We start from the raw sequence: 12,655 nt of genomic DNA on the forward strand, positions 1-12,655 counted from the left end.
CCCATCCGATCCATGAATCAGCGAGACCTAGCTTATGTCCTCGGACTTCAATCGCAACTTTCAGACGCCCCGTCGCGAAGAACTCGGTCTTACCACGCTTACCAATAGTGCCGGCCTTTCGGCTTCGGCGCTGCCGAACGGCACGCTGTTTTCGATCGATTTCGCCGATCAGCAGGGCGGCGGCGTCATGATCAACCAGGTGCTGGGATCGCCTATCTATGGCGGTATCGGAAGGCTTTATCTGCGCGTCGGCGGCGCCAAGCCTGAAACGGTCGAGATCGTTGGCCCGAAGGCTGCCGTGCGTTTCGGTCATGCCGAGGGCGGCTTCTCCTGGAGCGGCGAGACGGCTGAGATCAAGCACACGGTCAGCCTTCGGCTGCATCCGAGCGAAACCGCATGGTTCTGGCAGGTATCGCTCGAAAACACGACCGGCGCGACGCTCGCGGCAGATCTCATTCTCCTACAGGATGTCGGCCTTGGCGATCGCGGCTTCCTGATGAACAGCGAGGCCTATGCCTCGCAATATATCGACCATCACATTGCCAGCCATGCCGCCTTCGGACCCGTGGTCATGAACCGGCAGAACCTCCAGCAGGGCGGCAAACGCAACCCGTGGCTGGCACAGGGATGCCTTGAAGGTGCGGCAGCCTTTGCGACCGACGCTATCCAGCTTATCGTGCCGGCGAAAGACAATGATGGCGCCATGGTGCCGGATTTCGGCACCAACCTGCCGAGCCTGCGTCGACAGCACGAGGTTGCCTGCCCGGCGATCCAGTCGAAGCCGCTTTCGCTCGCACCGGCTGCGGCCGCCACGACGACCTTCTTCGGCCTCTTCGTTGCCGATCATCCGGCTGCTTCCAGCGACGCCGATCTTGCCCGCCTCGATGGCCTCTCAACGCTGAAGGGTGAACTCGGCAGGGACGCAATTGCCGCCGAGCCCGCAGCCCGCAGCTTTGTGCAGGATGCGCCTTTTGCCGTCAGCGAAAGCCTCGGTCAGGCGGATATCGATGCGCTTTATCCCAAGCGCATGCTTGACGAGCATGTGGACGGAAAGCTCATTTCCTTCTTCGTGCCGGATGGGCCGCATAACAGGCACATCGTGCTACGCGAAAAGGAGCGCGTTGTGGCGCGCCGCCATGGCGCCATCATCCGCAGCGGGCAAAACATGCTGCTCGACGACAAGACCCTGGCCGCGACCTGCTGGATGCAGGGCATCTTCGCCGCGCAGTTGACCATCGGCAACACCTCCTTCCACAAGCTCTTTTCCGTTTCCCGAGATCCTTACAATCTGACGCGGGCAAGCGGCCTGCGCATACTCGTCGATCTCGGCGACGGCTGGCGCCTGCTGGGCGTGCCCGCCGCCTTCGAAATGGGCCTGAGCGACACCAGCTGGATCTACCGGGTGTCCGACCGCACCATCACCGTCTCGGCAATCGCCGATGGCAACGATCCAGCCATGCAGTGGAGCGTTTCGGTGGAAGGGGATGCCTGCCGCTTCCTCGTCTTCGGCCATATCGTGCTCGGTGAGCGTGATTATGAAGCCGTCGCCAATATTGCGATCGATACGGACGGCAAGCGGATCTCCTTCCGCCCGCAACCCTCTTGGCTGTGGGATCGCTACCCGAACGCGGCCTACCATCTCGTCACCTCGACCCCGGATGCTTTCGAGACCTTTGGTGGCGATGAGCTGCTTTATGATGACGGCAAGTCCCGCAACGGCCCGTTCATCGCGCTGAAGTCGCATTCCACGAAAGGGTTGCGCTTTGCCGTCACGGGCTCGATGGCCGATGCGGCTGCAGGCGAGGCTTTTGCCAAGCGCTATGCCGCGGGTGTGACGAGCGAAGAAATGCTCGTGCCGGCGCAACGCTTCTGGAGCCATGTGACGCGCAACGCGCGCATCGAGGGTGATGACCCGGATGTTTTGGCGCAGGCCGTCATGGTGCCCTGGATTGCCCATGATGCGATCGTGCATCTGAGCGTGCCGCATGGGCTCGAGCAATATACCGGTGCTGCCTGGGGAACGCGCGACGTCTGCCAGGGTCCGGTGGAATTCCTGCTGGCTTATGAGCATGACGAGGAAACCCGAGAAATCCTCAGCACGCTCTTTTCCGAGCAGTATCGCGATCGTGGCGACTGGCCGCAATGGTTCATGCTGGAGCCCTATGCCAATATCCGCGCGGGCGAAGCCCATGGCGATATCGTCGTCTGGCCGCTCAAGGCGCTGTGCGACTATATCGAGGCGACAGGCGACATTGCCTTCCTCGCCGAAACCGTGCCGTGGCGCGCCGACGATACGATGCTGCTGACCTCGGAGCGCGCAACGATCTCCGATCACGTCGAAAAGCTGCTCGACACCGTGCGCAGCCGCTTCGTGCCGGGCACAAGCCTCATCCGCTATGGCGAGGGAGACTGGAACGATAGCCTGCAGCCGGCCGATCCGCACCTGCGCGACTGGATGGTCAGCAGCTGGACCGTCTCTCTGCTGTACGAGCAGCTGGTGCGCTACGCGAGCATCCTCACGCTTGCCAGCCGCAATGAAGAAGCGCAGTCGCTTCAGGCAACCGCGGTCGCCATGCGCGCCGACTTCAACCGGCTGCTGATGCGCGACGGCATCGTCGCCGGCTACGGCGTCTTCGATCCGAGCCATGATGGCGTCGAGCTGCTGCTACATCCTGAGGATACCCGCACCGGCCTGCATTACTCGCTGATCGCGATGACCCAGCCCATGATCGGGGGCCTGTTCACGCCGGATCAGCGCCATGCCCACATGAAGATCATCCGCGACAATCTCCTCTTCCCGGATGGCGTGCGGCTGATGGAAAAGCCGGCGACCTATTCCGGGGGTCCGGAAAAGCTGTTCCGTCGCGCCGAATCTTCCTCCTTCTTCGGCCGCGAGATCGGGCTGATGTATGTGCATGCGCATCTGCGCTACTGCGAAGCCCTTGCGCTCGATGACGACGCAGAAGCGGTCTGGGCCGCCCTGGCGCTCGCCAATCCGATCGCCGTCAGTGGCCGGCTGGACCATGCCTCGCTGCGCCAGCGCAACACCTATTTCAGCAGCAGCGACGCCGCTTTCGACGATCGCTATAAGGCCTCGTCCGATTGGGGCCGCGTCAAGGCGGGCGATATTGCTGTCGACGGTGGCTGGCGCACCTATTCGAGCGGCCCGGGCCTCTATACCAAGAGCCTGATCGGCAATGTCTTCGGCTTCAAGCGGCAATTCGGCCAGCGCATCCGCAAGCCGCTCTTGCCGGCGTCCGTTGGCGCGTGCGAGGTCAAGCTCGACTTCAAGGCTTGACCCCAGGAACGCAGAAAGGGAGCCGTTGATCCGGCTCCCTTTTTATAATTAAGCTGCCTGGTCCCAGACCGGGGCAAGGCCATCAGGGCTGACGATGCGGCCATCCGGCCGGGCAAGTGCATGGATTGCCGCCATTTCGCCCTGCGTCATTACAAAATCGAAGATGGCGGCGTTTTCCATTGCGCGGCTTTCGGACACGGTCTTCGACAGAACAACCAGACCCTGCTGCACGATCCAGCGCAGAACGATCTGCGCAACCGATTTTCCGTGCCGGCCCGCGATCTCCTTCAGCACCGCGTCAGACAGGACCTTCCCGTCAGCCATGGCATAATAGCCAGTCACCGACATGCCGAGATCCCTGGCCGTCCCGATGACAGCGGACTGATCGAGATAGGGGTGGAATTCGACCTGATTGGTGACGAGCGGCAGATCGCTCAACGTCACGGCCTCGCGCATCAGCGCCCGGTTAAAGTTGGAAACGCCGATATGGCGCACCTTCCCTGCCTTGGCCACCTGGTTCAAAGCGCCGATCTGTTCGGCAAGCGGCACGGCATCGTTCGGCCAGTGCAGAAGCAGGAGGTCGACATAGTCGGTCTTCAGCTTTGTCAGGCTTTCGTCGACCGAGGCGATGAAAGCGTCGTGGCGATAGTTCTCGACCCAGACTTTCGTGGTCAGGAAGAGATCGCCGCGGGCAATGCCGGAATGCTTGATGCCATTACCGACTTCTGCTTCGTTGCCGTAGATCTGGGCGGTGTCGATGTGCCGATAGCCGTTGCGAAGTACATGCGCCACCATGCGTTCAGTATCGGGGCCCGGCACGCGGAAAGTGCCGAAGCCGAGAGCGGGAATGGAAGCGCCGTTGGCGTTAACGATTTGCATGGATTGTCCTTTCAATTACAAAATCTGATCAGGCAGCGCAGGAAACGGCTTGCGTTGCGGAGGCCGAGCGGCGGTCAAGCGCGCCGCTCCAGAGAGTGAACACCAGGGCAGCGACGACCAGGATCGCACCGACCCAGGGCGTGGCACCAAGGCCAAGCGAAGATTCCACCACCAGCCCGCCGACCCATGCACCGGCGGCAATGCCGAGATTGAAGGCGGCGATGTTAAGCGCCGAAGCGACATCAACGGCGGCCGGGCGAACTTCGCGGGCAAGCTGCACGACATAGAGCTGCAGTCCAGGCACGGTTGCGAACGACAGGAAGCCAAGGGCTGCGAGCGTCGGAATGGTGAGCCAGGGCGAGACGGCCGTGAAGGTAAAGAGCGCCAGCACAATCGCCTGAGCAACGAAAAGCCATGTCAGCGTGCGGACCGGATTGCCGTTGGCAAGGCGACCACCGACGACATTGCCGATAGCTATGGCGATACCGTAGAGCATCAGGATGAGGCTGACGGCAGAAGCTTCAAAGCCGGTCACTTCCTGCAGGATAGAAGCCAGGAACGTGAAGGTGACGAAAGTACCGCCGTAACCGAGCGCGGTCATGGCAAAGACGATCAGCAATCGGCCGCTTGCAAGCACGCGGACCTGTTCGCCGATAGTGGCCGGCGGGGCCTTCTTCAGGTTCGACGGCAGCAGAAGCGCAATACCGGCAAAGGCGATGACACCGAGAGCTGCGACGGCGGCAAAGGTAGCGCGCCAGCCGAAGGTCTGGCCAATGAAGGTGCCAAGGGGAACACCGGTGACGATGGCAACCGTCAGGCCCATGAACATCATGGCAATTGCCGAGGCACGGCGGTTTTCCGGCACGAGATCGGCAGCGATGGTCGAGCCGACGGAGAAGAAGACACCATGAGCAAAGGCCGAGAGCACGCGGGCGACCAGAAGCGGCGCATAGGACGGGCTCAAGGCGGCCATGCTGTTGCCGATGATGAACAGCGCCATCAGGCCGAGCAGCAGCGGCTTGCGCTCGATGCGACCGGTGAGCGCGGTGAGGATCGGTGCGCCGAAGGTGACGCCGAGCGCATAGACGCTGACGATGAGGCCGGCGAGTGGCAGGTTGATATGAAGGTCGTTCGCCACGGTGGGCAGAAGACCGACGATGACGAATTCGGTTGTTCCGATCGCATAGGCCGCGATCGTCAACGCAAAGAGAGCGAGAGGCATGGGATCACCCAATCGAAAAGGCACCCGGTAAATTCCGGCTGCATTGGTTCTTGTTCGGATGGGAATATGGGGCCAAGACATTCAATCGATAATCGCCTATATAAACTCAACACTTGTGAACTGAATTCAAAGCCGGGAGGAAGAGATGGACAATCGTGCCGGCGAGATGGACGTCTTCGTTCAGGTGGCGACGCTTCGCAGCTTCTCGGCGGCCGGGCGGAAACTGCGCCTGTCCCCGTCCGCCGTCAGCAAGCTCGTGACCCGGCTGGAGGAGCGGCTGGACACCCGTCTTGTCGTGCGCACAACGCGCTCGCTGCAATTGACGCCGGAAGGCGAGATCTACCTCGAAAAAGCGCAGGCGATTCTCGCCGCTATTCAGGAAGCAGAGCGGATCGTGGCAGCGGGCGGAGCGGCCGCCCCACGCGGGCTGTTGCGCGTCAGCTCCTCAGTCGCCTTCGGGGTGAGCTGCATCGTGCCGCTGGTACCAGATTTTCTGGCGCGCTATCCGGAGATCGAGCTCGACCTCTCACTCACCGACAGCATCATCGACATTGTCGGCGAGCGCGCCGACGTCGCCATTCGCTCAGGCGTGTTGCGGGACAGCTCGCTGAAGGCTCGCAAGCTGCTGGAAAGCCGCCGCGTCGTCATCGCATCGCCCTCCTATATCGAAAGGCGCGGCCTTCCAAAGACACCCGAGGATCTGGCGCACCATAATTGCCTGACCTTCAATTTTCGTCCAACCGCCGAAGCTTGGCCCTTTCGCGATCCGGCGACAGGCGCGCATTTCGTCATAACCGTCGAGGGTAATCTCCAGGCCAATAATGGCCCAACAGTGCGCAGCCTCTGCCTGGAAGGCGTGGGGCTTGCCCGTATCGGGCAATTTCACGTGCAGCCGGATCTCGATGCAGGACGGCTGGTGGCCGTGCTGGAGGACTTCAATCCGGAGGATATCGAAAACGTCCATGCCGTCTACGCCGGCCACGAACATCTGGCAGCACGCATCCGGGCGTTTATCGACTTTCTGGTTAACCGAATCGGATAAACTCAAACCGGATATCCCCAGGCCGGACAGCATTATTTGGAAACTGAACTCTATCTCCCGATCAAGACATTTCTCGAAGCTGCCGGCTATGCCGTGAAGGGCGAGATCGGCGGCTGCGATCTTGTCGGGCTCAATGATGACGAGCCTCCCGTTGTCGTCATCTGCGAGCTGAAGCTCTCTTTCAATCTCGAACTGATCCTGCAGGCCGTCGATCGCGCCGCCGCCAGCGATGAAGTATGGATTGCCGCCCGGGTCTCGGCGAAGGGCAAGGGCCGGGAAAGCGACCGGCGCTTCCGCGACCTCTGCCGTCGGCTGGGTTTCGGCATGCTCGCCGTATCTGATAATGGCAGCGTCGACATCGTCGTCAGCCCGATCGCGCCGATGCCGCGCAAGAATGCACGTCGCAGATCACGCCTTGTTGAAGAACATCGCCGGCGAAAGGGTGATCCCGCTCTTGGCGGCAGCACGCGCAAACCGATCATGACCGCCTATCGCCAGCAGGCCCTCGTCTGTGCCGCTGCGCTCGAAAATGGCGTGCAGCGACCCAAGGACATGCGCGCGTCAGCGCCAAAGGCGCCGCAAATTCTGAGAGATAACGTTTATGGCTGGTTCGAGCGCGTCGATCGCGGCATTTACGCTCTGACAGAACTCGGAGCGGAGGCTCTCAAGCGCTGGCCGGTGCAGCAACCTTAAATAAGGAAAAATTCGGGCTAAAAAACATTAAATTCATGTAATATCTTAAAATTTCGCAATATAAACATGATCAATATTTAATTTGTAAAAGTCAATTGGCGGATCATATTAACTATCAGCGCCAGTTCATTTTTATACTTTGCTTCCCGTAGTAAAGACGGGAACAAGGCTCCCGGAACGAATTGACGCAGACCGTTCGACGCCTGTCCCTGAGATGGACAAGACGCCAATTTTCCAACGATCTCGCAAGGGACTTTTGCTATGTCATCTCTTCTCCGCAAGCACCGCACTGCCGCCATTGTTGGTGCCGCCATCATCGTTGGCGCGGGCGCATTGCCTTTTGCCTTCACCTCCGCAACCGTCGCCTCGGCAGCTGAACCCGCCGGCATCATCGCACCCGGCGGCTCCTTCGCCCCGATCGTCGATGCGGACAAGCCCGCCGTCGTCACCGTTACCACCACGATGAAGGCGACCGATACGAGCGCCGACAGCAGCAACTCGACGATGGACGAGCAATTCCGCCAGTTCTTCGAGAACCAGGGCATTCCCTTCCCGAAGCAGGCACCGCGCCAGCAGCAGAGCCAGCGCGCCATGGCGCTCGGCTCGGGTTTCATCATCAGCCCTGATGGCATCATCGTCACCAACAACCACGTCATCCAGAACGCCGTCGACATCAAGGTGACGCTCGACGACGGCACCGAACTGCCTGCCAAGCTGCTGGGCGCCGACGCCAAATCGGACCTTGCCGTCCTGAAGATCCAGGCACCGAAGCCGTTGGCTACCATCGCCTGGGGCGATTCCGACAGGCTGAAGCTCGGCGACCAGATCCTGGCGATCGGCAATCCCTTCGGCATCGGCACGACGGTGACCGCCGGCATCGTCTCGGCCCGCGGCCGCGATCTGCATAGCGGTCCCTATGACGATTTCATCCAGATCGATGCTCCGATCAACCACGGCAATTCCGGCGGCCCGCTCGTCGACCGCGAAGGCAATGTGGTCGGCATCAACACCGCCATCTACTCGCCCAACGGCGGCAGCGTCGGCGTCGGCTTTGCCATCCCCTCTGACGAGGCCAAGACGATCGTCGCCAAGCTGGAAAAGAGCGGTTCGATCGACCACGGCTACCTCGGCGTGGCCATTCAGCCGGTAACCTCGGATGTCGCCAATGCCATGGGTCTGTCGCAGACGCAGGGTGCGCTCGTTGCCAGCGTCAATGACGACACGCCGGCTGCCCGTGCAGGCATCAAGAGTGGCGATATCGTCACTGCTGTCGGCAACGAAACCGTCAAGACGCCGAAGGATCTGTCGCGGCTCGTCGCCGACCTGTCTCCGGGCGACCAGCGCTCGGTCACTCTGTGGCGCAACGGCAAGAGCTTGGACGTCAACGTCACCATCGGCGGCAATGACGACAGCAAGCAGGCTGCAAACGATAGTGGCGACGGTAAGGTGCAGCCTTCCAACCAGCCGAGCATCGGTGTCGGCCTTGCCAACCTCACCCCCGATGTGCGTCAGCAGCTGAACCTGCCACGCAGTGTCGAGGGTGCCGTCGTTGCCAACGTCAACCCGGATAAGCCGGCGGCTGCCGCCGGCATTCAGACCGGCGACATCATCGTCTCGGTCAACGATCGACCGGTCCGCAATGCTCATGAGGTGCAGACCGCCGTCGTGCAGGCAAACAAGGATGGCCGCAAATCCGTCCTGCTCCTGATCGAACGCGACGGTGCCAAGACATTCGTAGCCGTGCCGTTCTCGGCTGCCTGAAGCCTGAACAAGACCAAACAAGCCGGCCCGTCTCTCACTCCGGAGGCGGGCCGGCTGTTTTCATGTCACCAGCAGCCCCTGCCGTTCGGCAAGACCGATGGTCGCCAGCGTTCCGGCGTTGAAGGGGAGAAAATCGGCCTCGATGCCATCGCTGAAGATGACGCCATGCTCGGCCATTTCGGAAACAACGGCCATCGGCGTCTCGGCCGCGATCTGCCCCGATACCAGGGAGACGCCGGTCGTCCGGCTCGGAAAAGGCTCCCGCACGAAATAGTGCAGGAACTCGGCATCCCAGGGAAATGTCGCATCGGCAAGCCCGGCCGGTACCTCCATGCCGAAACTGGCAGCCGCTCCCGTCCAGCCCGCATAGAGGCTCTTCAGCCATCCCGTCGACCCCATGCCTGTGGAAACGATGATCCCACTCGACGATTGCTTTTCGTGCGCCTCGCCGATCCGGAGATCATAGCGGGCGGAGACGTGGCTTCGCGGACCGATGAAGAGGTCGTTGACCGCATAAAGCACCTCACCGGTATTCAATGACGCCTTCGCCATGCTGACGCGCTTGAGTGTTCTGCGCTGCGCCAGAGCCTCCGGCATCACCTTGCGAACGTCGCCCACACGGAACGGCAGCAGCACGCCATCCCAGCGCTTCGGATCGGGATTAACGCCGAGCACATGCTGCCCATCGAGATATTTGAGCGTGTTGGCGACAAGGCCGTCCTGCCCCAGCACGACGACGATATCATCGGCGCCGAAGATGAAATTGCCGAGATAGCGCCGGTTGAGCGTCTGCACCCGCGCGACTGCGCGAAGGCTGACTTCGACCTCCTGCACGGCCGCCCGGTAATGCTGCTGTTCAGCCAGATAATCACCGAAGTCCGCGCCGAGATGCTCGACATAGAACTGCGCCTGCTGGACGGTGTTGAACCGTACGATCAACTCGTCCAGACGCGTGTCACGCACGATCAGGACGATCTTTCTGTCGTCAGCCCGTCTATCCTCTGCGGCCGGCATCACTTAACCCCTTGGCTGCGGCTGCATGATTTCACGCAGGAGATCAGGCGTGACGTTGAGTTGACCGATCTTGGTGGCGTTGTCAGCAAGATCGCGGAAGGCGAGTGCCATCAACTGGGCGGGATCCATGCCGACCGATGCCAGCGCCTGCAGCACTTTCGGATCGGCATCGCCGAACGACTTCATCATCGCGGCCAGACCGTAGGCCTTTGCATCGGCCTCTTCACGCGCATTGGCCGAGGCAAGCGCAACGAACGACTTGTTCTGCTCTTCCAGGGCGATCCTGCCGGTCATCTCCTCGGCCCGGATCTGCAGCTGCCGCTCCTGAACCGAACGTTCCGCATCCATCTGAGCTTCACGGACCTGGCGTTTCTTGTTTTCAACGGCAATTTCAGTGGCGAGCTCATTTTCCTTGATGGTGCGCTCATGCTCGACGGCAGCGTTGCGGCGCGCATAGATCGCCTCGTCGGCGCTGCGCAACAGCGCCTCGCGGGCACTTGCCTCCAGAGCCTTGGCGGTCTCCGGCTTCGGCTTCACAGCCAGGATCGACAGGCTCAGGAGTTCCAGACCCAGCGCCTGCAGCGCCGGGTGACCATGCAGCGTGTTGGCGACGCGACCGACCAGCAATTCGCCGGCGGCCAGCACCTCCTTCAGCGACAAGGCTTGTACCTCGGCTCGCATCGCCACCTGAACCTGGTCGATCAATCGCTGCGACAGTTTCTGCGGATCTTCCGAACCATAGACACCCTTGGCGTTGAGCGAGAAATCAAGCAGTTCTCCGGTTCGCTTCGGATCGGCGATACGGTAGGTGATCTGGCCCTGGACAGTCACTTCCTGAAAGTCCGACGTCACTTCCGGAAAAATGAATGGTTCGTTGACGCTCGCAGTCGGCACCACGACCAGCGAGGTCGACGGCGCGAAGTACCAGAAGGAGAGCCCTGCGCCCTCACGCTGGGGCCGACCATTGCGATACTGGATCACATACTGGGTCGGCTGCGCCTTGATGAAACGAAATCCGAACATGACTGCCTCCTGAGCGAACAAGACGGCCTTGCAAGCCGCCGCAACGCAAAGAAATACCACTTAGTGATTAGTGTCAACTAAGTTAGTTGAAACTTTACACTAAGAGGATGGCGCGCTATGTTCCACAGCATGAGCAGCTTCGAAGACTCCTATCAAAGACCGATCGTCTCGGTCGATCTTGCCATTTTTGCGCTGACGACGGCCGGGCTTGAGGTTTTGCTGGCGCGTCGCGGCGCAGCACCCTTCGCCGGCGATTGGGCGCTACCTGGCGGATGGGTTCATGTCGATGAAGACGATAATCTGGAGGCAGCGGCCCGGCGCGTGCTTCGCGACAAGACCGGCGTCGCCACGCCCTATCTTGAACAGGTCGGCGTCTACGGAAGCGACGCGCGCGATCCTCGCGGCTGGAGCCTGAGCGTGACCTATATGGCGTTGATTTCGCTGGACGCGATCACCCTGCGACAGGGTGGCAATGTCGTTGATGTCACCTGGTCGCCGATCAATGCCGAGGCCGTCGCAGAACCCCTCGCCTTCGATCATGCCGCCATCCTGAAGGCCGCGATCGTAAGGCTGCGAAACAAGGTCGAATATTCGACGCTACCGGTCCATCTGTTGCCGGAAGCCTTCACGCTGGGAGAATTGCAGGCCGTCTATGAGTGCCTTTTGGGCCGAAGCCTTGATAAATCCGCCTTCCGAAAGCGCATGGCGGAGGTGGATTTCATCGAGCCCATCGAGGGAGAAATGCGCCGCGCCAGCAACCGCCCGGCCCAGCTTTATCGGCTGAAACAGGCTCGCACGACCGTCTTCTTCGACAGGACGATCTAGGGCGATCAATTTCCACAGAAGAGACACTTCACCTTTGACACATGATCGTTTTTGTCCAAACTCTGCCGTTGTGATGGTACAAAGACGTCGTGGACGGATAGGAAAGAGCCGACGGCGAGCCTCTTGCCTGCCGGTGAAATAAGCGGCAAGGGGCTTCGACCCCCAACAGGATTAAGCGGCGGCAGGAGTTGGAGTGACTGATCCATACGATATTCTCGGCGTTGAACGCGACGCGAGCGAAGAGCAGATCAAGGCTGCCTATCGCAAACGGGCCAAGGCCGCTCATCCCGACTCCGGCGGCGACACCGAGGCCTTCTCGCGTTTGCAGAAAGCCTACGAGCTGCTTCTGGATCCCGTGCGCCGCAAGGTCTTCGACGATACCGGCTATGATGTCGAATTGACCGACGCCGTCGACCTGCAGGCCCTGGTTGCCATCGAGAAGCTTATTACCGACATGGTTCTCGACGAACGCGAACCAGGTACATTCGATCCGGTTGCCAAGATGCGCGCGGCTCTGCTCGAGGAGATCCGCAAGGCGCATTTCAGCAAAAGCGAGCTGGAACGGCACTCCAGCCGCATCAGCCTTCATCTCGACCGCCTCGGCAAGCCCTCCGGCAAGGATGTCGTTGGCCATATGCTGCGCGCCCGCATCAAGGCGATTGCCACCGCGATCGGTGAAACGGAAGCGAAGATCGGCGCCAATGAGCGCGCCTGTGACATGCTGGACGGCTATCTCTATGTCATGGACGAGCTCTCCGACGAGGTGGAATTGGCGTCCGATATCGAATGGGCCGATGCGCCAAAGGTTCGCTCTGCCGCCCAATGACTTCGAAAGCGCCCGATCTTCCGCGCTTACTTCGATCGCAGCAGCTTTTCAGCAACGTAATGTTGCAATGCA

Annotated in this window: 10 protein-coding genes; 6 read left to right on the forward strand and 4 right to left on the reverse strand. The window is 60.9% G+C overall.

Annotated features, from left to right (window positions below):
- The first annotated feature begins 34 nt into the window (after positions 1–34).
- The gene (locus ACQZ6F_RS04415) at positions 35–3,298 is read left to right on the forward strand and encodes a GH36-type glycosyl hydrolase domain-containing protein (protein ID WP_449092803.1); all 3,264 of its coding nucleotides are present in this window, start codon (positions 35–37) and stop codon (positions 3,296–3,298) included.
- A gap of 48 nt (positions 3,299–3,346) precedes the next feature.
- Here ACQZ6F_RS04415 and ACQZ6F_RS04420 read toward each other — a convergent pair whose 3' ends face one another.
- On the reverse strand, positions 3,347–4,177 hold the full coding sequence (locus tag ACQZ6F_RS04420) for an aldo/keto reductase (protein ID WP_449092804.1): 831 nt from the start codon (positions 4,175–4,177) through the stop codon (positions 3,347–3,349).
- A gap of 28 nt (positions 4,178–4,205) precedes the next feature.
- Positions 4,206–5,399 (reverse strand): MFS transporter, encoded by a 1,194-nt coding sequence (locus ACQZ6F_RS04425; RefSeq protein WP_449092805.1) that lies wholly within the window; start codon positions 5,397–5,399, stop codon positions 4,206–4,208.
- 145 nt (positions 5,400–5,544) lie between these two features.
- Between ACQZ6F_RS04425 and ACQZ6F_RS04430 the strand changes: the two genes are divergently transcribed.
- The 3 genes from ACQZ6F_RS04430 (at position 5,545) to ACQZ6F_RS04440 (ending at position 8,895) form a co-directional block, all read left to right on the forward strand.
- On the forward strand, positions 5,545–6,441 hold the full coding sequence (locus ACQZ6F_RS04430) for a LysR family transcriptional regulator (RefSeq protein WP_449092806.1): 897 nt from the start codon (positions 5,545–5,547) through the stop codon (positions 6,439–6,441).
- Positions 6,442–6,477: 36 nt separating this feature from the next.
- Positions 6,478–7,134: a DUF2161 domain-containing phosphodiesterase gene (locus tag ACQZ6F_RS04435; protein ID WP_449092807.1), complete on the forward strand. Its 657-nt coding sequence runs from the start codon at positions 6,478–6,480 to the stop codon at positions 7,132–7,134.
- 261 nt (positions 7,135–7,395) lie between these two features.
- Positions 7,396–8,895, forward strand: a complete 1,500-nt coding sequence (locus ACQZ6F_RS04440) for a DegQ family serine endoprotease (RefSeq protein ID WP_449092808.1) — start codon at positions 7,396–7,398, stop codon at positions 8,893–8,895.
- A gap of 60 nt (positions 8,896–8,955) precedes the next feature.
- Here ACQZ6F_RS04440 and ACQZ6F_RS04445 read toward each other — a convergent pair whose 3' ends face one another.
- Both ACQZ6F_RS04445 and ACQZ6F_RS04450 read right to left on the reverse strand, forming a co-directional pair.
- A complete protein-coding gene (locus ACQZ6F_RS04445; RefSeq protein WP_449092809.1) occupies positions 8,956–9,909 on the reverse strand; it encodes a sugar kinase in 954 nt (317 codons plus the stop codon).
- A 3-nt stretch (positions 9,910–9,912) separates the two neighbouring features.
- Positions 9,913–10,932 carry an SPFH domain-containing protein gene (locus ACQZ6F_RS04450; RefSeq protein WP_449092810.1) on the reverse strand — a complete coding sequence of 340 codons (1,020 nt, stop codon included), beginning with the start codon at positions 10,930–10,932 and terminating at the stop codon, positions 9,913–9,915.
- Positions 10,933–11,049: 117 nt separating this feature from the next.
- Between ACQZ6F_RS04450 and ACQZ6F_RS04455 the strand changes: the two genes are divergently transcribed.
- A complete protein-coding gene (locus ACQZ6F_RS04455) occupies positions 11,050–11,757 on the forward strand; it encodes an NUDIX hydrolase (protein ID WP_449092811.1) in 708 nt (235 codons plus the stop codon).
- Between the two features lie 193 nt (positions 11,758–11,950).
- A complete protein-coding gene (locus ACQZ6F_RS04460) occupies positions 11,951–12,583 on the forward strand; it encodes a J domain-containing protein (protein WP_449092812.1) in 633 nt (210 codons plus the stop codon).
- Positions 12,584–12,655: the final 72 nt, after the last annotated feature.

It is taken from the genome of Rhizobium sp. A22-96 (assembly GCF_053521805.1).